Consider the following 23,844-nt stretch of genomic DNA (forward strand, 5'->3'; position numbering starts at 1 on the left):
ACTTTATGAAACTCACATCCAAACTTATGCCCACCTCCGAGGGTTTCAAAACAAACCGCGCGGCCCATCTCGACGCGCTGGCTCAAATCTCCGCCGCCGCCGGAGCGGCCCGCATCGGCGGGGGCGAGAAATCTCGCGCACGGCACGTCTCTCGGGGTAAGATGCTGCCTCGGCGCAGGGTTGCGAACCTGCTGGACGCGGGGTCTCCGTTTCTGGAAATCGGCGCGACGGCGGCGCATGGGATGTATGGCGACGCCGCGCCTTGCGCCGGGGTGATCGCGGGGATTGGCCGGGTGCAGGGTCGTGAGGTCATGGTGGTGTGCAACGACGCCACCGTGAAGGGCGGCACCTATTATCCGATGACCGTAAAGAAACACCTCCGCGCGCAGGAGATTGCCGAGGAAAACCATCTGCCCTGCATCTATCTGGTCGATAGCGGCGGGGCGAACCTGCCCAATCAGGATGAGGTCTTCCCCGACCGCGACCATTTCGGCCGCATCTTCTTCAATCAGGCACGGATGAGCGCGAAGGGTATTGCTCAGATTGCTGTCGTGATGGGCTCGTGCACGGCGGGTGGGGCCTATGTGCCTGCGATGTCGGACGTGACGATCATTGTGAAGGAACAGGGCACGATCTTTCTGGCCGGCCCCCCTCTGGTCAAGGCCGCGACCGGAGAGGTGGTCAGCGCCGAAGATCTGGGCGGCGGCGATGTGCACACGCGCCTGTCAGGTGTGGCCGATTATCTTGCCGAGGATGACACCCACGCGCTGGCTTTGGCGCGTCGGGCCGTTGGATCTTTGGGCGGTGCCGGGTTGAAGCCCGGCCTACAGTTCGAGACGCCCGAGGACCCGGCCTATGACCCCGAGGAAATCCTGGGCGTTGTTCCGGCTGACCTGCGGACGCCCTATGACATTCGCGAGGTGATTGCGCGACTGGTCGACGGCTCTCGGTTCGATGAATTCAAACCGCGCTTTGGCGAGACACTGGTGACCGGCTTTGCCCATATCAAAGGCTGCCCGGTGGGGATCATCGCCAACAATGGCGTGCTGTTTTCCGAGGCCGCGCAGAAGGGTGCGCATTTTGTCGAGCTGTGTTCTCAGCGCAAGACGCCGCTTGTGTTCCTGCAGAACATCACCGGCTTCATGGTGGGCCGCAAATACGAGAACGAAGGCATCGCGCGACACGGGGCCAAGATGGTGACCGCTGTGGCGACGACATCTGTGCCGAAGATCACCATGCTGGTTGGCGGCTCATTCGGGGCTGGGAACTACGGCATGGCGGGACGCGCCTATCAGCCCCGGTTCCTGTGGACCTGGCCCAATTCGCGGATTTCAGTGATGGGTGGCGAGCAGGCGGCCGGCGTTCTGGCCACCGTCAAGCGCGACGGGATCGAACGGCAGGGTGGCTCGTGGTCGGCCGAGGAAGAGGCCGAATTTAAACGCCCGACGCTGGAGATGTTCGAGGAGCAATCGCACCCGCTCTATGCCTCGGCGCGGTTGTGGGATGATGGTATCATCGACCCACGCAAGTCGCGCGATGTGCTTGCCCTGTCGCTGAGCGCCGCGCTGAATGCCCCGATTGAGGAGACACGTTTCGGCGTGTTCAGGATGTAAGATGAGCGATCTGGAACACCTGAAAACCCGCTATCCCGGTGCGCAGACTTTCAAGTTCGGCGATAACGCAGCGCTCAGCGCCGAACTTCTGGCTTTGGTGCGATCAGGCCGGAAGACGGCAACCTGCGGTGCTTTGCGAGACTATCCCGAAGGCAGCGCCGACACGCCTGTTGTGGGGCGGCGGGACATTGCTTTGGAGTGGGACGACCGTCCGGCGCTGGTGATTGAAACGGTTGAGGTTTCGATCTGCCGGTATTGCGATGTGACCGAAGATTTTGCGTTGGCCGAGGGCGAAAATGAGACGCTTGAGGGTTGGCGCGAAGATCACCGCCGGTATTTCGAGCGAAATGGCGGGTTTGATCCCGAAATGGAATTGCTTTGTGAACGGTTCCGACTTGTAGAAGATCTTGGGGTTGAGGGGTAAGCCATGTTCAGCAAAATCCTGATTGCAAACAGGGGAGAGATTGCCTGTCGCGTCATGGAAACCGCGCAGAAGATGGGCGTGTCTTGCGTGGCGATTTATTCTGACGCGGATGCCTCGGCCAAGCATGTGCAGATGGCGGATGAGGCCGTGCATATTGGCGGTGCGGCCCCGGCTGAGAGTTATCTGAAGGGCGACGTGATCATACGGGCGGCGCTCGACACGGGCGCGCAGGCGATCCACCCCGGCTACGGATTTCTGTCCGAGAACCCGGATTTTGTGGATGCGGTCGAAGCTGCGGGTCTGACCTTCATCGGGCCTTCTGCGGAGGCGATCCGAAAGATGGGCCTCAAAGACGCGGCCAAAGTGCTGATGGAGGACGCGGGCGTTCCCGTCGTGCCCGGCTATCATGGTGACAATCAGGATCCCGAACATTTGGCGGGGGCTGCCGATACTATTGGCTATCCGGTCCTGATCAAGGCCGTTGCCGGAGGCGGTGGCAAGGGCATGCGGTTGGTCGAACGGCCCGAGGATTTTTCAGCGGCCTTGGACAGCGCGCGCGGTGAGGCCAAGACGGCCTTTGGAAATGACGCCGTGCTGGTCGAGAAATTCGTCGCCAAGCCCCGCCATATCGAGGTGCAAGTGTTCGGCGATGGCACCCACGCAGTGCATCTGTTCGAACGCGACTGCTCGTTGCAGCGGCGGCATCAGAAGGTGATTGAAGAGGCTCCGGCCCCCGGCATGACCGCTGAAATGCGCGCGGCGATGGGGCAGGCGGGCGTGCGCGCGGCTGAGGCGATTGGCTACAAGGGCGCGGGGACGGTTGAGTTCATCGTTGATGCCTCGGACGGGCTGCGCCCGGACCGGTTCTGGTTCATGGAGATGAACACGCGCCTGCAGGTCGAACACCCGGTAACCGAGGCGATCACGGGCGTCGATCTGGTTGAATGGCAGCTGCGCGTGTCGGCAGGGGAAAGCCTGCCGAAACAGCAAAGTGATCTGTCAATCGGCGGGCACGCCTTTGAGGCGCGGCTTTACGCCGAGGATGTGCCTAAGGGCTTTTTACCCGCGACGGGTACTCTGACCCATCTGAACTTTCCGCAAGAGTGCCGCGCCGATAGTGGCGTGCGGGCCGGGGACACGATCAGCCCCTGGTATGATCCGATGATCGCCAAGGTGGTGGTCTGGGGCGCAACGCGCGAGATTGCGTTGGCCAAGCTCGACACCGCCCTGCGCGGAACGCAGGTCGCGGGCACTGTCACCAACCTTGCGTTTCTGGGCGCGCTGACGCGGCATGCGGGGTTTGCCTCGGGCGATGTCGATACCGGCCTGATCGGGCGTGATCTGGAAGAACTGGTGCGCGAACCCGCGCCCAACCCCGCGCTGGCGGTGGCCGCTGCCATGGCTGCGGCCGGTCTGGTTGATGTGGTCGAGGACAGCGGCTTTACCCTCTGGGCCCCGTTGCACAGGGCCGTTGCGCTTATGCGCGACGGAGAGCGTATTGATCTGGATGTTCAAGTTCATGGTCCTGACCTGCAGGTCTGGCAGGTGGATGGCACCACGGTCGAGGCCCGCAGGGTCGACCATCGCTGGCTGATCGACGGCGCGCCGATGCCGCAGGTTGCGGTTTCAGGTGATGTCGTCACGGTTTTCGACGACTACGGGCAGGTGTTTGAGGTCGTTGACCCGCTGGACCGTGACGCCAGCGCGGCGGGTGACACTAATGTCATCGAGGCGCCGATGCCGGGTTTGGTCAAGGCCGTCTTTGCTTCGGCAGGGCAAGAGGTGAAGGAGGGCGACCGTCTGGCCATTCTGGAAGCCATGAAGATGGAACATGCGCTGCTGGCCGCCCGCGATGGCGTGGTGGCCGAGGTGCTGGCCGAGGCAGGTGCGCAGGTCGAGGCCGGAGCGGCGCTGGTCCGGCTGGCCGAGGATTGATCTGTTCGGGCGTTGCATTGCGTGGCACAGTCATCCGTATTTGAAATGAGAAGAAGCCGGGAAGGGATGCGCTGATGAAAGAACGGGTCGAGATATTCGAGGTCGGGCCGCGCGATGGTCTGCAGAACGAACAGCGCGAGATTCCGGTGGCTGACAAGGTGGCTCTGGTCGATTGCCTCAGCCGTGCCGGGTTCAACCGGATCGAGGTGGCGAGCTTTGTCTCTCCGAAATGGGTCCCGCAGATGGCGGGCAGCGCAGATGTGCTGGCCGGAATCACCCGGACCGACGGCGTGCGCTATGCGGCGCTGACACCGAACATGCGGGGATATGAGGATGCGCTGGCGGCCAAAGCGGATGAGATTGCGGTGTTTGCGTCGGCATCCGAGGGGTTTTCGAAAGCCAACATCAACGCAACCATCGCCGAGTCCATCGAGCGGTTTGTGCCGATCCTGGAGGCCGCGCGCCATATCGATTTGCCGGTCCGGGGCTATGTCTCTTGCGTGACCGATTGCCCCTATGAAGGCCCGACCCAGCCCGAGAAAGTGGCCGAGGTGGCGGATGCGCTGTTCGCCCATGGCTGCTATGAGATTTCACTGGGCGACACGATCGGGCAGGCGACCCCGGACAAGATCGCCCATATGCTGCTGGCGGTGCGTGAACGTGTACCAGTCACCCGGCTAGCTGGACATTTCCATGACACCAACGGACGGGCGATCGACAATATCGACGCCTCGCTGGCGCTGGGCGTACGGGTGTTTGATGCCGCCGTGGGCGGGCTGGGCGGCTGCCCCTATGCTCCGGGTGCGGCGGGCAATGTCGCGACCGAGGCTGTAGCCGCACATCTGGAGCGGCTGGGCTATGAAACCGGTCTGGACGCGGCTGTTCTGGAACAGGCGGCGGACATGGCGCGGGCCATGCGGGCGGAGTAGGATATGTTCGACACAATCACACTGAACACCGATGCGCGTGGCGTGACCACTTTGACATTGGATCGCCCCGAAAAACACAACGCTCTGTCGGCGCAGATGATTGCCGAGCTCACCCAAGCCGCAGGGCAATTGGCCAGCGATGACGCGGTGCGGGTGGTCGTTCTGGCCGCGTCCGGCAAAAGCTTCTGCGCCGGGGGTGATCTGGGCTGGATGCAGGCGCAGATGGCCGCCGATCCTGAAACGCGCTTTGTCGAGGCGCGTAAGCTGGCCGAGATGCTGAATGCGCTGAATACGCTGCCCAAGCCGCTGATCGGGGCGGTTCAGGGGAATGCGTTTGGCGGTGGTGTGGGGATGGCCTCGGTCTGTGATGTTGCGATCGGCGCCGACAGCCTGAAGATGGGCCTGACCGAGACCCGTTTGGGCCTGATCCCAGCTACGATCGGCCCTTATGTTATTGCCCGTATGGGCGAGGCGCGGGCGCGCCGCGTTTTCATGTCAGCCCGCCTGTTTGACGCGCCAGAAGCCGTTGATCTCGGGCTGTTGGCCAAAACCGTGCCTGCAGAGGCATTGGCCGAGGCCGTCGAAGCCGAGGTCGCGCCCTATCTCGCTTGCGCGCCAGGTGCGGTTTCGTCTGCCAAACAGATGATCCGGTCGCTTGGTCCGCGCATCGACGATGCGGTGATTGACCACACCATTCAACAGCTTGTCGCGCGTTGGGAAACCGACGAGGCCAAAGAGGGGATCGCTGCCTTCTTTGACAAGCGAAAACCTGAATGGAATAGGACGGGTTAGCCGATCAGCCCGCATGCTGCGCTGGCATCGGCAGCGCTGTCGGGGCGACTGTAACAATACGGACCTGCGCGTTTGTGTTCGGTTGACCCTCTGACCCTGCGCGGATAGAGAATGGCCAGTCAACACGCCAATTGACGGCGCGCCCTTTTCGGGCCTGCGCAGGAAAGGAGCTATACGTGGAAGACCTGCTGCGGGAGTACCTCCCGATTCTGGTGTTTCTGGCCGTTGCTGTGGGCCTTGGAATCGTACTGATTCTGGCTGCTGTGGTCCTCGCCGTTCGTAATCCCGACCCCGAGAAGGTGAGCGCATATGAATGTGGTTTCAATGCCTTCGATGATGCGCGGATGAAATTCGACGTCCGATTCTATCTGGTGGCGATTCTCTTCATCATCTTCGATCTCGAGATTGCCTTCTTGTTCCCCTGGGCCGTCGGCTTCAAGGACATCAGTGATGCCGGCTTTTGGTCGATGATGGTGTTCCTGGGCGTTCTGACCATCGGCTTTGCCTATGAATGGAAGAAAGGGGCCCTGGAATGGGAGTGATGACGGGTGCAAACACCGCAGGCGTCGACAAAGAAGTCGCCACTCAGGCCCTGAACGCCGAGCTGCAGGACAAAGGTTTCCTGCTGACCTCGACCGAGGACATCATCAACTGGGCGCGGACCGGCAGCTTGCACTGGATGACTTTTGGTCTGGCCTGCTGCGCGGTTGAGATGATGCATACTTCGATGCCGCGCTATGATGCCGAACGGTTCGGTATCGCACCGCGTGCCTCCCCGCGTCAGTCGGACGTGATGATCGTCGCAGGCACATTGACCAACAAGATGGCCCCGGCGCTGCGCAAGGTTTACGACCAGATGCCCGAGCCGCGCTATGTGATCTCGATGGGGTCCTGCGCCAATGGCGGCGGCTATTACCACTACTCTTATTCCGTCGTGCGCGGCTGTGATCGGATTGTACCTGTGGACATCTACGTTCCCGGTTGTCCGCCGACAGCTGAGGCGTTGCTGTACGGTTTGATGCAGTTGCAACGCAAAATCCGCCGCACAGGGACGATCGTTCGATGAGTGATGCGGTTGTCAGGCGCTGGGAGGCCGTTGTCGCTCGGAACGATGTTGCTGAGTGGGTGAATACCTTTCGCGCACGCGCGTTGCCCGGAATGCAGGCCGTTGACGGGTTCAAAAGCGTGTCTTTTCTGGTCCGGCGCGACCAAGACCCTTGCCATGTTGTTGTTCTCAGCAAGTGGCGGGACATGGCGGCTGTAACGGCGTTTGCGGGTAAGGAAGCCGCAAAGACGGTTATGCCCGACTTTATGGCGAAATTTTTCAAGTCTTACGATGCAGAAGCGACGTTCTATGACGAAGTTCTGCAGGAGGGCGGCAATGAGTGAAGCGCTCAAAGAACTCGGCGCGCAGCTGGAGCTGAAACGGCAAGATTGTGTTCTGTCGTGGGATGTGACCCATGGCGAGTTGAACGTGGATGTGGCCCTGTCGAACCTTGTGGAGTTCATTGAATTCCTGAAATCCGACCGGAACTGCCAGTTCTCGACCCTCGTGGACATCACCGGCGTCGATTATCCTGAGCGGGCCAAGCGGTTCGACGTCGTATATCACTTCCTGTCCATGTATCAGAACCAGCGCATCCGCCTGCGGGTTTCAATCCGCGAGGATGACATGGTTCCTTCGATCGTCGACGTGCACCCCTCGGCCAATTGGTTCGAGCGTGAGGTGTTCGATATGTTCGGTATCCTGTTCTCGGGCCATCCGGACTTGCGGCGCATCCTGACCGACTATGGGTTCCGGGGCTATCCGCTGCGCAAGGATTTCCCGACCACCGGCTATACCGAGGTCCGCTATGACGAGGCGCAAAAGCGCGTGGTCTATGAACCCGTCAATCTGGTGCAGGAATATCGCCAGTTCGATTTCATGTCCCCATGGGAAGGTGCGAATTACATTCTGCCAGGGGATGAAAAACAGGAGTCGTAAGTCATGGAGTTCCTGATCTGGATTGCCGTCACGGTCGCCACGATCATCCCGATGCTGAAACTGCTACCGCATTTCGGGATCGAGAAATACTGGGTTGTCGCCTGCGTCATCCCGATTGGAACGCTGATCCTGATCTGGATCATGGCCATGAAACTGCAAGAGATGGAGCGCCGCTGATGGGGTTGGGGGAACTGATCGCGTTGGGTGCGCTTGGGGTTCTGCTGGCCGGGGCCGCTGCCAAGGCGGCTGAGGCGGAAAAGGTCCGGGTTCGGGTCGAAGCGAAGAAGAAACGAGGGCGTTGATGGACGGCTCAAGATATGATGACGGCAGCACGGACGCGCTGAGCGGAGAACAGAAGATCCGCAACTTCAACATTAACTTCGGCCCGCAGCACCCTGCGGCGCACGGGGTTTTGCGTCTTGTGCTTGAGCTGGACGGCGAGATTGTCGAGCGCTGCGACCCGCATATCGGCCTGCTGCACCGTGGCACCGAAAAACTGATGGAAAGCCGGACGTATCTGCAGAACCTGCCGTATTTCGACCGTCTGGATTACGTGGCGCCGATGAATCAGGAACATGCCTGGTGTCTGGCCATCGAGAAACTGACCGGCGTGGAAGTGCCGCGCCGGGGTTCGCTGATCCGGGTTCTGTATTCCGAGATTGGGCGTATCCTGAACCACCTGCTGAACGTGACGACGCAGGCGATGGACGTGGGCGCGCTGACCCCACCTCTTTGGGGCTTTGAGGAACGCGAAAAGCTGATGGTGTTCTATGAGCGTGCCTGCGGTGCTCGCCTGCACGCCGCCTATTTCCGCCCGGGTGGTGTGCATCAGGATCTGCCGCCCGAACTGCTGGATGATATCGAGGCTTGGAGCCATGAGTTCCCTACCGTTTTGGACGATATCGACGGTCTGCTGACCGAAAACCGCATCTTCAAACAGCGCAACGCTGACATCGGTGTTGTGACCGAAGATGACATCCAGAAATACGGCTTCTCGGGCGTTATGGTCCGTGGCTCGGGTCTGGCTTGGGACCTGCGTCGCGCGCAGCCCTATGAATGCTATGACGAGTTCGAGTTCCAGATCCCGGTCGGCAAGAACGGCGACTGCTATGACCGCTATCTGGTGCGCATGGAAGAGATGCGGCAGTCGCTGCTGATCATCCGTCAGGCCATCGCGAAAATCCGCGATTGCCCCGGCGATGTGCTGGCGCGCGGCAAGATCACTCCGCCGAAACGCTCTGACATGAAGACCTCGATGGAAAGCCTGATCCATCACTTCAAGCTTTATACCGAAGGCTTCCATGTCCCTGCGGGCGAAGTTTACGCCGCCGTCGAGGCCCCCAAGGGTGAGTTCGGCGTTTATCTGGTCGCCGACGGCACCAACAAACCCTACCGTGCCAAACTGCGCGCGCCCGGGTTCCTGCACCTGCAAGCCATGGACCATGTCGCCGGAGGCCACCAACTGGCCGACGTCGCCGCAATCATCGGCACCATGGACGTCGTATTTGGAGAGATTGACCGCTAATGCTCCGCCGTCTGCATCCCGAACAACCCGAGAGCTTTGCCTTCACCGCAGCGAACCAGCAATGGGCCGAAGCGCAGGTTACCAAATATCCAGAAGGCCGTCAGGCCAGCGCGGTGATCCCTCTGCTGTGGCGCGCGCAAGAGCAGGAGGGGTGGCTGAGCCGCCCGGCCATCGAATCTGTCGCCGAAATGCTGGGCATGGCCTATATTCGCGTGCTTGAGGTGGCTTCGTTCTACTTCATGTTCCAGCTGCAACCGGTTGGGTCGGTAGCGCATATTCAGGTGTGTGGCACGACATCCTGCATGATCTGCGGGGCCGAGGATCTGATTGCGGTTTGCAAAGAAAAGATCGCCGCCAAGCCGCATGAGCTGTCCGCCGACGGCAAGCTGAGCTGGGAAGAGGTGGAATGCCTGGGGTCCTGCACAAACGCTCCGATGGCGCAGATTGGCAAGGATTATTACGAGGACCTGACAACCGAGAGCTTTGGCCGCATCCTTGATGATCTTGTCGCGGGCAAGGTGCCTACGCCGGGTCCGCAGAATGGACGTTATGCGGCTGAGCCTTTGAAGGGGCTGACCAGTCTGACCGAGTATGACAGTGGCCGGACGCAGTATAACGCCAGCGTCCAACTGGCGAGCGATCTGGGTGATACGGTTAAGCGGATCGATGGAACCGAGGTTCCGATTCTGACGCCTTGGCTGGGCAAGGATGGCGCACAGGCTGGGGCTGCGGCTGCGGCGAAACCTCCGAAAGCGCCTGAACCTGCGAAACCGGCGGTGAAACAGGTTGAGGAAGCGAAGGCCAAACAGGAGGCCGAAGAACAGCCCGACACGCTGACCGAAGCGCGAGGCGGCAAGCCGGATGACCTCAAGATGCTGAAAGGCGTGGGGCCGAAGCTGGAACAGACGCTGAACGAGCTGGGTTTTTACCACTATGACCAGATCGCCAAATGGACTGCGGCGCATGTCGCGTGGGTCGATGCCCGGCTGAAGTTCAAGGGCCGGATCGAACGCGACGGGTGGATCGAACAGGCGGCCAAGCTGGCCGCCGGGGAAGAGACCGAATTCGCCAAACGTGCCAAGGAAGACGGCACTTACGAGGACTAAACAGGTGCCCATAAGGGGCATCGGGATGAGATGGACAAGGACAAGGAACTGGCCATAGCCCGCAAGGGCCGACATATCGGCATCGTCATCGCTGTGACGATGGTGGTTTGGCTTGGCATGACGCTGTTCATCGGCCCCGCGTTGGGGATGCCCGGGCGCTATGCGCTGCTATTTGATTTTGCCGCTCTGGCAGGGTTCATCTATGCGGGTGTCAACATTTTTCAACTCTGGCGCATGCGTCAGGATAGCCAAGGGTAACTGAGCGATGCTGAAGGATCAGGACAGGATCTTCACCAACATCTACGGGATGCATGAGCGCACTCTGAAAGGCGCGCAGGCCCGCGGGCATTGGGACGGCACCGCTGGCCTGATCGACAAGGGCCGCGACTGGATTATCCAGACGATGAAGGATTCAGGCCTGCGTGGTCGTGGCGGCGCGGGCTTTCCAACCGGCCTGAAATGGTCGTTCATGCCCAAGGAAAGCGACGGTCGCCCGGCTTATCTGGTGGTGAATGCGGATGAATCCGAACCCGGCACCTGCAAAGACCGCGAGATCATGCGCCATGATCCGCATACGCTGATCGAAGGCTGCCTGATCGCCTCTTTCGCGATGAATGCACATACTTGCTACATCTACCTGCGCGGCGAATATATCCGCGAGCGTGAGGCGCTGCAGGCCGCGATCGACGAAGCCTACGATGCGGGACTGCTGGGCAAGAACGCGGCTGGGTCAGGCTGGGATTTTGATGTGTTCCTGCATCACGGCGCGGGCGCATATATCTGTGGTGAGGAAACCGCCCTGATTGAAAGCCTTGAGGGCAAGAAGGGCATGCCCCGGATGAAACCTCCGTTCCCGGCGGGCGCGGGCCTGTACGGCTGCCCGACCACGGTGAACAATGTGGAGTCAATCGCCGTTGTGCCGACCATCTTGCGCCGGGGCGCGGACTGGTTCGCGGGCTTTGGCCGTCAGAACAACGCTGGCACCAAGCTGTTTGCGATCTCGGGCCATGTGAACAACCCCTGCGTCGTCGAAGAGGCGATGTCGATCCCGTTCGAGCAACTGATCGAAACCCATTGCGGCGGCATTCGCGGCGGCTGGGACAATCTGCTGGCGGTGATCCCCGGTGGCTCATCCGTGCCTTGCGTGCGCGGTGAGAATATGCGGGATGCGATCATGGATTTCGACTATCTGCGCGGAGAGCTGGGCTCGGGCCTTGGCACCGCCGCCGTGATCGTGATGGACAAGTCCACCGACATCATCAAGGCGATCTGGCGTCTGTCGAAGTTCTACAAGCACGAAAGCTGCGGTCAGTGTACGCCGTGCCGCGAAGGCACCGGCTGGATGATGCGCGTGATGGATCGTCTGGTGCGCGGCGAGGCCGAACTGGAAGAGATCGACATGCTGTTCGACGTGACCAAGCAGGTCGAGGGTCACACAATCTGCGCCCTTGGTGATGCTGCGGCATGGCCGATCCAGGGCCTGATCCGCAACTTCCGTGAAGAGATCGAGGACCGTATCAAGGCGCAAAAATCGGGCCGCATGGGCGCGATGGCGGCGGAATGACAGTGGTGCTGTGATGCTGAGACGGATTGCAAAAAATGGCGCCATCGGCGGACATCAGCGAAAGGGGCAGATGCGCGTGACACGATCTGTCGTCTGCGCCCTGACCGCAGTCTTGCTGCTCTCGGCATGTGGCGGGGCCGTGTCGAACCCCGAGCGAGTCGCTTTTGATGGGCAGGTCTTCCGCGCGAAGGCGAAGTCTGTCGACAAGAAGAAGATGCCAACAGATTTCACTGTCACGGTGAATGGCGTTTCGGCCTCGGTCGATGGCGCGCGCGAGGCGGGTCGTTTCGAAGCGACGCGATTCTGTGTGCAGAATTTCGGCTCGTCCCGGATCAATTGGACACTTGGTCCGGATACCGAGCCGCAGAACCTGCGGATCGAGAATGACAAGCTGACCTTTGCCGGATCGTGCCAGCGCCCATGAGCCGCGTTATCGGATATCACGGGCCAACGGGCTGGGCGCTATTGCCTGACAGTGCGGATGGGGTGCGTCTTGGGGAACCCAAGACGAAAGGAAACCCCATGTTTGGTCTGAAAACGCTTGCTGTGGTCACTGCTGTGCTTTTGCCGGTCGCGGCCGAGGCCAAGCCCCCCTTGCGCGATGTCAAAGAGATCGATAACGAACTCTATTACATCGCCATCGCAAATGAGATTTCCGAGTACTGCCCGTCGATCAGCGGGCGTCGGTTGAAGGCGATTGGCGTGATGTGGGATCTGCGATCCAAAGCGAATAAGCTGGGATACTCGGATAGCGAAATCCGGGCCTATGTCGACTCGGATGCTGAAAAAGACCGGATGCGCGCCAAGGGCGAAGCCTATCTGGCGCAGAACGGTGTGTCTTACGAAAATCCCAATTCTTTCTGCACATTGGGGCAGAAAGAGATCGAAAGAAACAGCGCCATCGGCGTGTATTTGAGGGCGAACTAGGCGATGTCTGACCTCCGCAAGATCAATATCGACGGGCAGGAAATCGAAGTCGATGGCGCGATGACCCTGATCCAAGCCTGTGAAGTAGCCGGGGTCGAGGTGCCGCGTTTCTGCTATCACGAGCGTCTGTCGATTGCCGGAAACTGCCGGATGTGTCTGGTTGAAGTTGTCGGCGGCCCGCCCAAGCCCGCCGCGTCTTGTGCGATGCAGGTGCGTGATCTGCGTCCGGGGCCGGAAGGGCAGGCCCCGCAGGTCAAGACGAACTCACCCATGGTCAAAAAGGCCCGCGAAGGGGTGATGGAATTCCTGCTGATCAATCACCCGCTGGATTGCCCGATCTGCGATCAGGGCGGTGAGTGTGACCTGCAGGATCAGGCGATGGCCTACGGCGTCTCGGGCTCGCGGTTCAAGGAAGCCAAGCGCGCAGTGGATGATCTGGATCTGGGACCACTGGTAGATACCGCGATGACCCGCTGCATCAGCTGCACCCGCTGCGTGCGGTTCACGACCGAGGTCGCCGGGATCACCCAGATGGGCCAGACGGGGCGCGGCGAGGATGCCGAGATCACCTCCTATCTGAACCAGACGCTGGATTCGAACCTGCAGGGTAACATTATCGATCTGTGCCCGGTTGGGGCGCTGACCTCGAAGCCCTATGCCTTCACCGCCCGTCCTTGGGAGTTGACCAAGACCGAGAGCATCGATGTAATGGACGCCTTGGGCTCGAACATCCGCGTGGATACCAAGGGCCGCGAAGTGATGCGGTTCCTGCCGCGCAACCATGATGGCGTGAACGAGGAATGGATCAGCGACAAGACGCGCTTTGTCTGGGACGGCCTGCGCCGCCAGCGTCTGGACCGGCCTTATGTGCGTGAAAACGGTAAGCTGCGCGCCGCGAGTTGGCCCGAGGCGCTGACCAAGGCTGCTGAGGCGCTGAAAGGGGCCGAGAAACCTGCGGGCATTGTGGGCGATCTCGCTCCGGTCGAAGCGATCTTTGCGCTGAAGCAGATGATCGAAGGGCAGGGCGGTGTTGTTGAATGCCGCACCGATGGGGCCAAGCTGCCTGCGGGCAACCGGGGTGCCTATGCCGGAACTGCTGCTATCGAGGATATCGAAACGGCCGAGCGCATTCTGCTGATTGGCACGAATCCACGTGACGAGGCTCCGGTTTTGAACGCGCGCATTCGCAAAGCCTGGGCGCATGGGGCTGAGGTCGCCGTGGTTGGTCCTGCGGTCGATCTGACCTATCAGTACCACCACATCGGGGATGACCGGGCCGCGCTGCAACAAGTGGTCGACATGGGCGGCGATGATGAGATCAAGGGCAAGCGCTCACTGGTCATCGTGGGCCAGGGTGCCCTGCAAGAGGCTGACGGAGCTGCCGTTCTGGCCGCTGCTCAAACCATTGCCGCAAATACCGAAAGCGGCCTGATCATACTGCACACTGCCGCGTCGCGCGTCGGTGCCATGGATGTCGATGCCACCAATGAAGGCGGCATGGAGGCCATCAGCGCGGCGGATGTGATCTACAACCTCGGCGCGGATGAGGTCGAAATCGGCGAAGGGGCCTTTGTGATCTATCAGGGCAGCCACGGTGATCGCGGCGCGCACCGCGCCGATGTGATCCTGCCGGGCGCAGCCTATACCGAGGAAAACGGTCTGTTCGTGAACACCGAAGGCCGCCCGCAATTGGCCATGCGCGCCGGATTTGCGCCCGGTGAGGCCAAAGAGAACTGGGCGATCCTGCGCGCGCTGTCCGCAGAATTGGGCGCAACACTGCCCTACGACTCGCTGGCGCAACTGCGCACGGCTCTGATCGAAGCCGTTCCACATCTGGCGGAAGTCGACTCGGTGATCGAGAATGAGGTTCAGGCCCTCGATGCCGGCCCGCTGGGCAAAGCCAGCTTCCGCTATGCGGTTAAGGATTTCTATCTGACCAACCCGATTGCCCGCGCCTCGGAACTGATGGCCGAGCTATCGGCGCAGGCGCAGGGCCGCAAATCCGGGAAGATCGCGGCGGAATGAGCTCAAATTGTTTCATATCGTATTCGGGCGTGGCGGCCGGGCGGCAGATAGCCGCGCTTGAAATGCGTGTGGACCCGAAGATTAAGGGTGGCGCTGCAGCATCAGATGCTGTTTACACCAACGCGCCGACCCAGCCGCAGATCGCGCAGGCAACTGGCCTTTGCATCGCACGCGGACAACAGAATACCCACGGTGTGAGGACCAATGGCTGATTTCTTTAACACCCCAGGCGGAATAGCCATCATCATTCTGGCGCAAGTGCTTGCCGTTGTTGCCTTCGTGATGATCTCGCTGTTGTTCCTTGTGTACGGCGACCGCAAGATCTGGGCCGCCGTCCAGATGCGTCGTGGCCCCAACGTGGTGGGCGTCTACGGCCTGCTGCAATCGGTGGCTGACGCGCTGAAATATGTGGTCAAAGAAGTTGTGATCCCTGCAGGTGCAGACCGCACGGTGTTCATGCTGGCACCGCTGACGTCATTCGTGCTGGCGATGATAGCCTGGGCGGTGATCCCGTTCAACGATGGCTGGGTTCTGTCGGATATCAACGTCGCCATTCTTTACGTTTTTGCCGTATCCTCGTTGGAGGTTTATGGCGTGATTATGGGTGGTTGGGCGTCGAACTCAAAGTATCCATTCCTGGGCTCGCTGCGGTCTGCGGCGCAGATGATCTCCTATGAGGTCTCCATCGGCTTGATCATTATCGGCGTCATCATATCCACCGGTTCGATGAATTTCGGAGACATCGTGCGCGCACAAGATGGCTCGTTCGGTTTCTTCAGCTGGTACTGGCTGCCGCATTTCCCGATGGTCTTCCTTTTCTTCATCTCGGCACTGGCCGAAACCAACCGCCCGCCGTTTGACTTGCCCGAGGCGGAATCGGAACTGGTCGCAGGCTATCAGGTCGAATACTCCGCCACGCCCTTCCTGCTGTTCATGGCCGGAGAATACATCGCCATTTTCCTGATGTGCGCCCTGACAACTCTGTTGTTCTTCGGTGGCTGGCTGTCGCCGATCCCGGGCTTGCCGGACGGCGTGCTTTGGATGGTCGCCAAAATGGCGTTCTTCTTCTTCCTCTTCGCGATGGTTAAGGCAATCACGCCCCGCTACCGCTATGACCAGCTGATGCGGCTGGGTTGGAAAGTCTTCCTGCCCTTCTCGCTGGCCTGGGTGGTCTTCGTGGCTTTCGCTGCAAGGTTCGACTGGTTCTGGGGCGCATTTGCCCGTTGGAGCGTAGGAGGCTGATATGACTCAAATCGACTATACCCGCGCCGCCAAATATTTCCTTTTGCAAGACTTTTGGGTCGGCATGAAACTGGGGCTGAAATACTTCTTCGCCCCCAAGGCTACCGTGAACTACCCGCACGAAAAGGGCCCTCTGTCCCCGCGGTTTCGCGGTGAGCATGCCCTGCGCCGTTATCCAAACGGCGAGGAACGCTGCATCGCCTGCAAACTGTGCGAGGCGATCTGCCCGGCTCAGGCCATCACGATCGACGCCGAGCCGCGCGAAGACGGCAGCCGCCGCACCACGCGGTATGATATCGACATGACCAAGTGTATCTATTGCGGCTTCTGTCAGGAGGCCTGCCCGGTCGATGCCATCGTCGAAGGTCCGAATTTCGAATTCGCCACGGAGACCCGCGAAGAGCTGTTCTACGACAAGGAAAAACTGCTCGACAACGGCGAACGCTGGGAAGCCGAGATCGCCCGCAATCTGGAAATGGACGCGCCGTACAGATGAGTGACACGCCGACAAATCCGTTTGAGCTGATGATGAAGCAGGCGCAGGACATGGCCAAGGCGATGAACCCGGCGATGGAGAATTTCTCGCCCAAAGGGTTTGAGGCCCTTTGGCCGACCATGCCCAAAGAGATCATGGAGATGATGTTTGGCAACACCGTCAACAAAGACGGGCTGGATGCCAAGACCCGTCTGCTGCTGACGCTGGCTGGGCTGACCTGTCAGGGCGCACAGGCCGATACCGCTGTGCGCCAGACCGTACGCCATGCGTTGGAGGCCGGGGCGAGGAAACAAGAGATCGTGGAAACGATCGGTCAGATGTCGGTCTTTGCCGGCATCCCGGCCATGACCCGCGCGCTGGATCTGGCGCAAGAGGTCCTGGGCGATAACGAGGATGAGGATCAATGACCGTCTTTGCCTTCTACCTGTTTGCCATCAGCGCCATCACCGGCGGGCTGTTCACCGTGATCAGCCGTCAGCCTGTGCATTCGGTCCTGTGGCTGATCCTGTCCTTCCTGTCCTCGGCGGGGCTGTTCGTGTTGCTGGGGGCCGAGTTCGTGGCGATGCTGCTGATCATCGTCTACGTGGGCGCGGTCGCGGTTCTGTTCCTGTTCGTGGTGATGATGCTGGACGTGGACTTTGCCGAGCTAAAGGCCGAGATGGCCCGCTATATGCCGCTGGCCCTGCTGATCGGTCTGGTCATCCTGATGCAGTTTGTCATGGCTTTCGGAGCATGGGACAGCGCGCAGGGCGCGGCGGCCAATCTGGCCCAGCCGGTTCCAGCGGATCGCCACAACACCGAGGCGCTGGGTGTCATCCTTTACGATCAATACTTCCTTCTGTTCCAGCTGGCGGGCCTGATCCTGCTGGTCGCGATGATCGGCGCAATCGTGCTGACCCTGCGCCACCGTCAGGACATCAAGCGTCAGGACATCATCGGCCAGATGATGCGCGACCCGGCCAAGGCGATGGAGTTGAAGGACGTGAAACCGGGGCAGGGACTTTAAGACGATGATCGGACTTGAACACTATCTTACGGTCGCGGCGACGCTGTTCGTCATCGGCATCTTCGGTCTCTTCCTGAACCGCAAGAACGTCATCATCCTGCTGATGAGTATCGAACTGATGCTTCTGGCGGTGAATATCAACCTTGTGGCGTTTTCCAGCTTCCTCGGCGATCTGGTCGGGCAGGTGTTTACGCTGTTCGTGCTGACCGTTGCGGCGGCTGAGGCGGCGATTGGTCTGGCCATTCTGGTCTGCTTCTTCCGCAACCGTGGCACCATCGCGGTTGAAGACGTCAATATGATGAAGGGCTAAGAGAACTATGGAAACCACCATCCTCTTTGCCCCGCTGGTGGGCGCGCTGCTCTGCGGGTTTGGCTGGCGCTTTATCGGCGAGAAAGCGGCCATGTGGACCGCAACGGGCCTGCTGTTTCTGGCCTGTCTGCTGTCGTGGATCGTGTTCTTCACCTTCGATGGCGTTACTCAACAGATCGAGATCATGCGCTGGATCGAGAGCGGCTCGTTGTCGACAAGCTGGGCCATTCGTCTGGACCGGCTGACCGCGATCATGCTGATCGTGGTGACGACGGTTTCGGCGCTGGTTCACCTCTATTCCTTCGGCTACATGGATCACGACCCGCAATGGCGCGAGGGCGAAAGCTATAAGCCGCGTTTCTTCGCCTATCTGTCCTTCTTCACCTTTGCGATGCTGATGCTGGTGACGGCGGACAATCTGGTTCAGATGTTCTTTGGTTGGGAGGGCGTGGGCGTCGCCTCGTACCTGTTGATCGGATTCTACTATCGCAAGCCGTCGGCCAATGCGGCGGCGATGAAGGCGTTCATCGTCAACCGGGTCGGCGACTTTGGCTTTGCTCTGGGCATCTTTGCGCTCTTCCTGCTGACCGACAGCATCAACTTTTCGGACATTTTTGCTTCGGCAGCGACCCTGTCGGAAACGCAGTTGCATTTCCTTTGGGGCGAATGGAACGCGGTTGAGGTGATCTGCGTCCTGCTGTTCATCGGTGCGATGGGTAAATCGGCGCAGTTGATCCTGCACACATGGTTGCCGGACGCGATGGAAGGCCCGACGCCTGTGTCGGCCCTGATCCACGCCGCGACCATGGTGACCGCAGGTGTATTCCTTGTCTGCCGCATGTCGCCGCTGATGGAGTTCGCGCCGGGTGCGACTGGGTTCATCACCTTCCTTGGGGCCTCGACCGCGTTCTTTGCGGCGACCGTGGGTCTGGTGCAGACGGACATCAAGCGCGTCATCGCCTATTCGACCTGTTCACAGTTGGGCTACATGTTTGTCGCGGCTGGCGTCGGCATGTATTCGGCGGCGATGTTCCACTTGCTGACGCACGCATTCTTCAAGGCACTGTTGTTCCTCGGGGCCGGTTCGGTGATCCACGCGATGCACCATGAGCAGGAGATGACCGAATACGGCGGGCTGCGGAAGAAAATCCCCTATACGTTCTGGGCGATGATGATTGGCACGCTGGCCATCACCGGTGTCGGCATTCCGCTGACCACCTTCGGCTTTGCCGGGTTCCTGTCCAAGGACGCCATCATCGAGAGCGCCTATGCGGGCGGCACAGGCTATGCCTTCTGGATGCTGGTCATCGCGGCTATGTTCACCTCGTTCTACAGCTGGCGTCTGATCTTCCTGACCTTCTATGGTGAGCCGCGCGGGGACAAACATACCCACGAGCATGCACATGAAAGCCCGAAGGTCATGCTGATCCCGCTGGGTGTACTGTCTCTGGGCGCGGTCTTTGCCGGGATGCTCTGGTACGGCAATTTCTTCGGCCATGCGGACAAGGTCGGCAAGTTCTACGGTATTCCAGTTGCGGAGGCTTCGGAACATGCCGAGGGCGGAGACCACGCGGCGGATACGGCGCATGGGGATGATGCTCATGCCGACGATGAACACGGGGACGCTCATGCGGATGACGGCCATGGTGAGAAAGATGCCCATGGCGATCATCACTATGTCTTTGTGGGTGAGCCGGGCGAGGGTGCACTCTATATGGCGCCCGATAACCATGTGCTGGACGACGCGCACGCGGCTCCGAAATGGGTCAAGGTCTCGCCCTTTGTTGCGATGCTGCTTGGGTTCATCGTGGCCTATTGGTTCTATGTCGTGAACACCTCGCTGCCGTCGCGTTTGGCAGCAAACCAGCGTCCGCTTTACCTGTTCCTGCTGAACAAGTGGTACTTTGATGAGATCTACGATGCGATCTTCGTCAAACCGACCGTGGCTTTGGGCCGCTTCCTGTGGAAACGCGGTGACGGCAATACGATCGACGGCTTCCTGAACGGAGTGGCGATGGGCGTGGTGCCCTTCTTCACCCGCCTCGCGGGCAAAGCTCAGACCGGTTACATCTTTACTTATGCCTTCTGGATGGTCTTGGGCATCGCCGCCCTTGTCACCTGGATGTCGATCGGCGGAGGCGCACACTAATGGACAATATCCTATCTATTGTCACCTTCATCCCCGCCATCGCCGCAGGCATTCTGGCCCTGTTCCTGCATGGCGAAGATGCAGCCGCGCAGCGCAACGCCAAATGGGTCGCACTGGTTGCAACGACTGTGACGTTCTTTGTGTCCATCGGCATTTATACCGGCTTTGACCCCAACAACACCGGCTTTCAGATGGTGGAAGAGGGTGAGTGGCTGCTAGGCCTGAAATACAAGATGGGCGTGGACGGTATCAGCGTTCTGTTCGTGCTGCTGACGACCTTCATCATGCCGCTGACCATTCTGGCCAGTTGGAACGTGACCGACCGCGTGAAGGAATACATGATCGCCTTCCTGCTGCTGGAAACGCTGATGCTGGGCGTGTTCATGGCGCTGGATCTGGTACTGTTCTACCTGTTCTTCGAGGCTGGTCTGATCCCGATGTTCCTGATCATCGGCATCTGGGGCGGCGCGAACCGCATCTACGCCAGCTTCAAGTTCTTCCTCTATACCTTCCTTGGCTCGGTGCTGATGCTGGTCGCGATGGTCGCAATGTACGCCGACGCTGGCACCACCGATATCGAAGCGCTGATGAGCCATCAGTTCTCGTCCGAAGGGTTCAGCGTGTTGGGCGTCTATATCGTCGGCGGGATGCAGACCTTGATGTTCCTGGCCTTCTTCGCCTCTTTCGCGGTGAAAATGCCGATGTGGCCGGTGCATACATGGTTGCCGGATGCACACGTTCAGGCCCCGACTGCGGGCTCCGTCGTGCTGGCGGCGATCCTGCTGAAAATGGGCGGCTATGGCTTCCTGCGGTTCAGCTTGCCGATGTTCCCTGTGGGATCGGCGGTGATGACCGATCTGGTGCTGTGGATGTCGGCCATCGCTGTCGTCTACACCTCGCTGGTGGCGCTGGTGCAGGAGGATATGAAAAAGCTGATCGCCTATTCCTCGGTCGCGCATATGGGCTTTGTGACCATGGGCATCTTTGCGGCGAACCAGCAAGGCATTGACGGTGCAATCTTCCAGATGCTCAGCCACGGCTTTATCTCGGCCGCGCTGTTCCTGTGCGTCGGCGTGATCTACGACCGGATGCACACGCGTGACATCGACGCTTACGGAGGTCTGGTGGTCCGCATGCCCGCCTATGCGCTGGTCTTCATGCTGTTTACCATGGCGAACGTGGGCCTGCCGGGCACCTCCGGGTTTATCGGCGAGTTCCTGACCCTGATGGGCGCATTCCAGGTCAATACATGGGTGACGGCCGTGGCTGCGACCGGTGTGATCTTCTCGGCCGGTTATGCGCTGTGGCTCTATCGCCGTGTGGTCTTTGGCGATCTCATCAAGGAAAGCCTGAAAGCCATCACCGACATGAGCTCGCGTGAGCGTCTGATCTTTGCGCCGCTGATCGTGATGACCATTCTGCTGGGTGTTTATCCATCGCTGGTAACTGATGTGATCGGACAATCGACCGCTGCGCTAATCTCGAACTACGACACGGCTCTGGCCGCGGCTGAGGCTGCGACCCAGACGGCCGCCTCGCATTAAGGAGGCTTTGGAGACATGATCCAGGCTGATCTGACAATTATCATGCCGGAAATTGTTCTGGCGGTTTATGCGATGGCCGCGTTGTTGGGGGCCGTCTACACCACCAAGGACGCGCTGGCACCGGTGCTGGTCTGGGCCACCTCGGGCCTGATGGCGGTGCTGGCGATCTGGATTGCAATGAATGGCGACGGTGTGAACGTCGCCTTCAACGGTATGTTCGTGGATGACGGTTTCGCCCGGTTCGCAAAAGTCGCGATCCTGCTGTCCGCCGCCGCGGTCCTGTTGATGAGCCAGGACTACATGGCCCGCCGCGACCTGCTGCGGTTTGAATACCCGTTGCTGGTCGCCCTTGCCGCTGTTGGCATGATGATGATGGTCAGTGCCGGTGACCTGATGTCGCTTTATATGGGCTTGGAACTGCAGTCACTGTCGCTTTATGTGGTGGCCGCTCTGCGCCGTGACAGTGCGAAATCCACCGAGGCGGGTCTGAAGTACTTTGTACTCGGCGCGCTCAGCTCGGGTCTGCTGCTCTATGGCGCGTCGCTGGTTTACGGCTTTACCGGCACCACGCTGTTCTCGGGCATCATCGAGACGGTCCATCATGGAGATGTCTCGATTGGCCTGTTGTTCGGACTGGTCTTCATGATTTCCGGTCTGGCGTTCAAGGTGTCTGCGGTGCCGTTCCATATGTGGACACCGGACGTCTACGAAGGATCTCCGACGCCGATCACGGCGTTCTTTGCCACCGCGCCGAAAGTGGCGGCCATGGCGCTGTTCGCCCGCTTGATGCACGACGCGTTTGGCGGTGTGATCAAGGACTGGCAGCAAGTCGTCGTGCTCCTGTCGGTCCTGTCGATGCTGCTGGGCGCGGTTGCGGCAATCGGACAGCGGGACATCAAGCGGCTGATGGCGTTTTCGTCGATCGCCCATATGGGCTATGCGCTGATCGGTCTGGCTGCGGGCACGGAAATGGGCGTCAAAGCGATGCTGATGTATCTGGCCATCTATGTGACCATGAATATCGGCACCTTCGCCTTCATCCTGATGATGGAGCGTGACGGCAAGCCGGTCACCGATATCGACGCGCTACGCCAGTTCTCGAAACGTGATCCGGGCAAGGCACTGGCCCTGCTGATTCTGATGTTCAGCCTTGCGGGGGTCCCACCGATGCTGGGCTTCTTTGCCAAGTTCGGCGTCTGGCAGGCCGGGATCGATGCGGACCTGTTTGGACTGGTGATCGTCTCGGCCATCGCCTCGGTGATCGGTGCGTTCTATTACCTGCGGATCGTGTTCTACATGTATTTCGGCGCCGAGAACGAAGACCCGATCGAAACACGTTCCTCTCCGGTTCTTTGGACGGCGTTGATGGGGTCAGCCGCGCTGATGCTGATCGGCGTGTTCTATCAGTTCGGCGTGGAAGGCGCAGCAGCAGCTGCGGCGGCGACGCTTGTCAACTGATCCGGTTGCGCAGCAGACCCAGAGGGCTCGGTCGCATGACCGGGCCTTTTTGACATGAGCGACTGGCCGCAGGGATACGGCCTGCATGTGCTGCAGCAGGTCGACAGCACACTGAACGAAGCCACACGGATCGCACCCACTGCGACGGGTCCGGTCTGGATCATGGCGCATCACCAGACGGCGGCGCGCGGGCGTCGGGGCAGGGCTTGGGCCAATCCCAAGGGAAACCTTGCGACAACCCTGTTGATGCGGCCCGATGGACCGCCCGAGCAGGCTGCGCTGCGCAGCTTTGTGGCAGCGCTGGCGCTGTTTGATGCCTGCGTGGCGGTGACCGGTCGTGCGCAGGGACTGGCGCTGAAATGGCCCAATGATGTTTTGCTGAACGGCGGGAAGCTGGCCGGCATATTGCTGGAAAGTGCCGGGCAGGGCAAAGGTGTGATGCACCTGTCCATCGGCATCGGTGTCAATCTGTCCGAGGCCCCCACACCGGACACAGTCGAACCCGGAGCGGTGCGGCCCGTGTCTTTGCTGTCCGAGACCGGTGCTCAGGTGTCGCCCGAAGACTTCCTGACCGAGCTGGCAGCAGCCTTCGCCCGTTACGAAACCCAATTCACCACCTATGGGTTCGAGCCCATCCGCACCGCCTGGCTGGCCCGAGCGGCCCGGCTGGGTGAGGTCATCACCGCCCGTACCGCAACGTCCAAGACGGTCGGAACCTTCGAAACGGTGGACGCGGGCGGCAACCTTGTCCTAAACACCGCCAAGGGCCGCGTCAGCATACCTGCCGCGGATGTCTATTTCTAAAGGGGGCGCAA

At 60.3% G+C, this 23,844-nt stretch carries 27 protein-coding genes; all 27 read left to right on the plus strand.

Going from position 1 to position 23,844, the window contains the following annotated elements; all coding sequences use genetic code 11:
* The first annotated feature begins 5 nt into the window (after positions 1-5).
* The 27 genes from ACR3EN_RS10930 (at position 6) to ACR3EN_RS11060 (ending at position 23,833) form a co-directional block, all read left to right on the plus strand.
* Positions 6-1,613 carry a carboxyl transferase domain-containing protein gene (locus tag ACR3EN_RS10930; protein ID WP_480822579.1) on the plus strand — a complete coding sequence of 536 codons (1,608 nt, stop codon included), beginning with the start codon at positions 6-8 and terminating at the stop codon, positions 1,611-1,613.
* 1 nt (position 1,614) lies between these two features.
* A complete protein-coding gene (locus tag ACR3EN_RS10935) occupies positions 1,615-2,037 on the plus strand; it encodes an ASCH domain-containing protein (protein ID WP_480822577.1) in 423 nt (140 codons plus the stop codon).
* A gap of 3 nt (positions 2,038-2,040) precedes the next feature.
* Positions 2,041-3,972: an acetyl/propionyl/methylcrotonyl-CoA carboxylase subunit alpha gene (locus tag ACR3EN_RS10940; RefSeq protein ID WP_480822575.1), complete on the plus strand. Its 1,932-nt coding sequence runs from the start codon at positions 2,041-2,043 to the stop codon at positions 3,970-3,972.
* A gap of 74 nt (positions 3,973-4,046) precedes the next feature.
* A complete protein-coding gene (locus tag ACR3EN_RS10945; protein ID WP_480822573.1) occupies positions 4,047-4,901 on the plus strand; it encodes a hydroxymethylglutaryl-CoA lyase in 855 nt (284 codons plus the stop codon).
* A 3-nt stretch (positions 4,902-4,904) separates the two neighbouring features.
* The gene (locus ACR3EN_RS10950; RefSeq protein WP_480822571.1) at positions 4,905-5,693 is read left to right on the plus strand and encodes a crotonase/enoyl-CoA hydratase family protein; all 789 of its coding nucleotides are present in this window, start codon (positions 4,905-4,907) and stop codon (positions 5,691-5,693) included.
* A gap of 176 nt (positions 5,694-5,869) precedes the next feature.
* Positions 5,870-6,235, plus strand: a complete 366-nt coding sequence (locus ACR3EN_RS10955; RefSeq protein WP_480822569.1) for an NADH-quinone oxidoreductase subunit A — start codon at positions 5,870-5,872, stop codon at positions 6,233-6,235.
* Complete coding sequence (locus ACR3EN_RS10960; protein WP_037307875.1) at positions 6,226-6,759, plus strand: NuoB/complex I 20 kDa subunit family protein; 534 nt, start codon at positions 6,226-6,228, stop codon at positions 6,757-6,759. Before ACR3EN_RS10955 ends, ACR3EN_RS10960 begins: the two co-directional genes overlap by 10 nt.
* Positions 6,756-7,082, plus strand: coding sequence for an antibiotic biosynthesis monooxygenase (locus ACR3EN_RS10965; RefSeq protein ID WP_480822567.1), 327 nt, complete (start codon positions 6,756-6,758; stop codon positions 7,080-7,082). The genes ACR3EN_RS10960 and ACR3EN_RS10965 overlap by 4 nt, the downstream gene beginning before the upstream one ends.
* On the plus strand, positions 7,075-7,677 hold the full coding sequence (locus ACR3EN_RS10970; protein WP_480822565.1) for an NADH-quinone oxidoreductase subunit C: 603 nt from the start codon (positions 7,075-7,077) through the stop codon (positions 7,675-7,677). The genes ACR3EN_RS10965 and ACR3EN_RS10970 overlap by 8 nt, the downstream gene beginning before the upstream one ends.
* Before the next feature lie 3 nt (positions 7,678-7,680).
* The gene (locus tag ACR3EN_RS10975) at positions 7,681-7,854 is read left to right on the plus strand and encodes a hypothetical protein (RefSeq protein WP_170397057.1); all 174 of its coding nucleotides are present in this window, start codon (positions 7,681-7,683) and stop codon (positions 7,852-7,854) included.
* Positions 7,854-7,979: a hypothetical protein gene (locus ACR3EN_RS10980; protein WP_480822562.1), complete on the plus strand. Its 126-nt coding sequence runs from the start codon at positions 7,854-7,856 to the stop codon at positions 7,977-7,979. Before ACR3EN_RS10975 ends, ACR3EN_RS10980 begins: the two co-directional genes overlap by 1 nt.
* Positions 7,979-9,202 carry an NADH-quinone oxidoreductase subunit D gene (locus ACR3EN_RS10985; protein WP_480593116.1) on the plus strand — a complete coding sequence of 408 codons (1,224 nt, stop codon included), beginning with the start codon at positions 7,979-7,981 and terminating at the stop codon, positions 9,200-9,202. Before ACR3EN_RS10980 ends, ACR3EN_RS10985 begins: the two co-directional genes overlap by 1 nt.
* The gene (gene nuoE / locus ACR3EN_RS10990; RefSeq protein ID WP_480822560.1) at positions 9,202-10,308 is read left to right on the plus strand and encodes an NADH-quinone oxidoreductase subunit NuoE; all 1,107 of its coding nucleotides are present in this window, start codon (positions 9,202-9,204) and stop codon (positions 10,306-10,308) included. Before ACR3EN_RS10985 ends, nuoE begins: the two co-directional genes overlap by 1 nt.
* Positions 10,309-10,338: 30 nt before the next feature.
* Positions 10,339-10,566 (plus strand): DUF5337 domain-containing protein, encoded by a 228-nt coding sequence (locus ACR3EN_RS10995; protein ID WP_480822558.1) that lies wholly within the window; start codon positions 10,339-10,341, stop codon positions 10,564-10,566.
* A gap of 7 nt (positions 10,567-10,573) precedes the next feature.
* On the plus strand, positions 10,574-11,872 hold the full coding sequence (gene nuoF / locus ACR3EN_RS11000) for an NADH-quinone oxidoreductase subunit NuoF (protein ID WP_480822556.1): 1,299 nt from the start codon (positions 10,574-10,576) through the stop codon (positions 11,870-11,872).
* 76 nt (positions 11,873-11,948) lie between these two features.
* A complete protein-coding gene (locus tag ACR3EN_RS11005) occupies positions 11,949-12,296 on the plus strand; it encodes a hypothetical protein (protein ID WP_480822554.1) in 348 nt (115 codons plus the stop codon).
* Positions 12,293-12,799: a DUF5333 domain-containing protein gene (locus tag ACR3EN_RS11010; protein WP_480843284.1), complete on the plus strand. Its 507-nt coding sequence runs from the start codon at positions 12,293-12,295 to the stop codon at positions 12,797-12,799. Before ACR3EN_RS11005 ends, ACR3EN_RS11010 begins: the two co-directional genes overlap by 4 nt.
* A 3-nt stretch (positions 12,800-12,802) precedes the next feature.
* Positions 12,803-14,824 (plus strand): NADH-quinone oxidoreductase subunit NuoG, encoded by a 2,022-nt coding sequence (gene nuoG, locus ACR3EN_RS11015; protein WP_480861398.1) that lies wholly within the window; start codon positions 12,803-12,805, stop codon positions 14,822-14,824.
* 204 nt (positions 14,825-15,028) lie between these two features.
* Complete coding sequence (gene nuoH, locus ACR3EN_RS11020; protein ID WP_480822548.1) at positions 15,029-16,066, plus strand: NADH-quinone oxidoreductase subunit NuoH; 1,038 nt, start codon at positions 15,029-15,031, stop codon at positions 16,064-16,066.
* A gap of 1 nt (position 16,067) precedes the next feature.
* On the plus strand, positions 16,068-16,562 hold the full coding sequence (nuoI, locus tag ACR3EN_RS11025) for an NADH-quinone oxidoreductase subunit NuoI (protein WP_039524264.1): 495 nt from the start codon (positions 16,068-16,070) through the stop codon (positions 16,560-16,562).
* Positions 16,559-16,969: a carboxymuconolactone decarboxylase family protein gene (locus ACR3EN_RS11030; protein ID WP_480822546.1), complete on the plus strand. Its 411-nt coding sequence runs from the start codon at positions 16,559-16,561 to the stop codon at positions 16,967-16,969. The genes nuoI and ACR3EN_RS11030 overlap by 4 nt, the downstream gene beginning before the upstream one ends.
* Positions 16,966-17,568: an NADH-quinone oxidoreductase subunit J gene (locus ACR3EN_RS11035; protein WP_152458578.1), complete on the plus strand. Its 603-nt coding sequence runs from the start codon at positions 16,966-16,968 to the stop codon at positions 17,566-17,568. Before ACR3EN_RS11030 ends, ACR3EN_RS11035 begins: the two co-directional genes overlap by 4 nt.
* Before the next feature lie 4 nt (positions 17,569-17,572).
* On the plus strand, positions 17,573-17,878 hold the full coding sequence (nuoK, locus tag ACR3EN_RS11040; protein WP_005984024.1) for an NADH-quinone oxidoreductase subunit NuoK: 306 nt from the start codon (positions 17,573-17,575) through the stop codon (positions 17,876-17,878).
* Positions 17,879-17,885: 7 nt separating this feature from the next.
* On the plus strand, positions 17,886-20,027 hold the full coding sequence (gene nuoL, locus ACR3EN_RS11045; RefSeq protein ID WP_480822544.1) for an NADH-quinone oxidoreductase subunit L: 2,142 nt from the start codon (positions 17,886-17,888) through the stop codon (positions 20,025-20,027).
* On the plus strand, positions 20,027-21,571 hold the full coding sequence (locus tag ACR3EN_RS11050; protein ID WP_480822542.1) for an NADH-quinone oxidoreductase subunit M: 1,545 nt from the start codon (positions 20,027-20,029) through the stop codon (positions 21,569-21,571). Before nuoL ends, ACR3EN_RS11050 begins: the two co-directional genes overlap by 1 nt.
* A gap of 15 nt (positions 21,572-21,586) precedes the next feature.
* Positions 21,587-23,029: an NADH-quinone oxidoreductase subunit NuoN gene (gene nuoN, locus ACR3EN_RS11055; RefSeq protein WP_480822540.1), complete on the plus strand. Its 1,443-nt coding sequence runs from the start codon at positions 21,587-21,589 to the stop codon at positions 23,027-23,029.
* 54 nt (positions 23,030-23,083) lie between these two features.
* Positions 23,084-23,833, plus strand: coding sequence for a biotin--[acetyl-CoA-carboxylase] ligase (locus tag ACR3EN_RS11060; protein WP_480822538.1), 750 nt, complete (start codon positions 23,084-23,086; stop codon positions 23,831-23,833).
* The last annotated feature ends 11 nt before the right edge of the window (positions 23,834-23,844 follow it).

This window comes from Ruegeria sp. G7 (assembly GCF_056535465.1).

Coding starts and splice junctions, on each gene's coding strand:
- nuoN (WP_480822540.1), top strand. CDS start 21,587: ATGATCCAGGCTGATCTGACAATTATCATGCCGGAAATTGTTCTGGCG.
- ACR3EN_RS10940 (WP_480822575.1), top strand. CDS start 2,041: ATGTTCAGCAAAATCCTGATTGCAAACAGGGGAGAGATTGCCTGTCGC.
- nuoG (WP_480861398.1), top strand. CDS start 12,803: ATGTCTGACCTCCGCAAGATCAATATCGACGGGCAGGAAATCGAAGTC.
- ACR3EN_RS10980 (WP_480822562.1), top strand. CDS start 7,854: ATGGGGTTGGGGGAACTGATCGCGTTGGGTGCGCTTGGGGTTCTGCTG.
- nuoI (WP_039524264.1), top strand. CDS start 16,068: ATGACTCAAATCGACTATACCCGCGCCGCCAAATATTTCCTTTTGCAA.
- ACR3EN_RS11035 (WP_152458578.1), top strand. CDS start 16,966: ATGACCGTCTTTGCCTTCTACCTGTTTGCCATCAGCGCCATCACCGGC.
- ACR3EN_RS10935 (WP_480822577.1), top strand. CDS start 1,615: ATGAGCGATCTGGAACACCTGAAAACCCGCTATCCCGGTGCGCAGACT.
- ACR3EN_RS10975 (WP_170397057.1), top strand. CDS start 7,681: ATGGAGTTCCTGATCTGGATTGCCGTCACGGTCGCCACGATCATCCCG.
- ACR3EN_RS10965 (WP_480822567.1), top strand. CDS start 6,756: ATGAGTGATGCGGTTGTCAGGCGCTGGGAGGCCGTTGTCGCTCGGAAC.
- ACR3EN_RS10985 (WP_480593116.1), top strand. CDS start 7,979: ATGGACGGCTCAAGATATGATGACGGCAGCACGGACGCGCTGAGCGGA.
- nuoL (WP_480822544.1), top strand. CDS start 17,886: ATGGAAACCACCATCCTCTTTGCCCCGCTGGTGGGCGCGCTGCTCTGC.
- ACR3EN_RS11010 (WP_480843284.1), top strand. CDS start 12,293: ATGAGCCGCGTTATCGGATATCACGGGCCAACGGGCTGGGCGCTATTG.
- ACR3EN_RS10995 (WP_480822558.1), top strand. CDS start 10,339: ATGGACAAGGACAAGGAACTGGCCATAGCCCGCAAGGGCCGACATATC.
- ACR3EN_RS11050 (WP_480822542.1), top strand. CDS start 20,027: ATGGACAATATCCTATCTATTGTCACCTTCATCCCCGCCATCGCCGCA.
- nuoE (WP_480822560.1), top strand. CDS start 9,202: ATGCTCCGCCGTCTGCATCCCGAACAACCCGAGAGCTTTGCCTTCACC.
- ACR3EN_RS10945 (WP_480822573.1), top strand. CDS start 4,047: ATGAAAGAACGGGTCGAGATATTCGAGGTCGGGCCGCGCGATGGTCTG.
- ACR3EN_RS10930 (WP_480822579.1), top strand. CDS start 6: ATGAAACTCACATCCAAACTTATGCCCACCTCCGAGGGTTTCAAAACA.
- ACR3EN_RS10960 (WP_037307875.1), top strand. CDS start 6,226: ATGGGAGTGATGACGGGTGCAAACACCGCAGGCGTCGACAAAGAAGTC.
- nuoH (WP_480822548.1), top strand. CDS start 15,029: ATGGCTGATTTCTTTAACACCCCAGGCGGAATAGCCATCATCATTCTG.
- nuoF (WP_480822556.1), top strand. CDS start 10,574: ATGCTGAAGGATCAGGACAGGATCTTCACCAACATCTACGGGATGCAT.
- ACR3EN_RS10950 (WP_480822571.1), top strand. CDS start 4,905: ATGTTCGACACAATCACACTGAACACCGATGCGCGTGGCGTGACCACT.
- ACR3EN_RS10970 (WP_480822565.1), top strand. CDS start 7,075: ATGAGTGAAGCGCTCAAAGAACTCGGCGCGCAGCTGGAGCTGAAACGG.
- nuoK (WP_005984024.1), top strand. CDS start 17,573: ATGATCGGACTTGAACACTATCTTACGGTCGCGGCGACGCTGTTCGTC.
- ACR3EN_RS11030 (WP_480822546.1), top strand. CDS start 16,559: ATGAGTGACACGCCGACAAATCCGTTTGAGCTGATGATGAAGCAGGCG.
- ACR3EN_RS11060 (WP_480822538.1), top strand. CDS start 23,084: ATGAGCGACTGGCCGCAGGGATACGGCCTGCATGTGCTGCAGCAGGTC.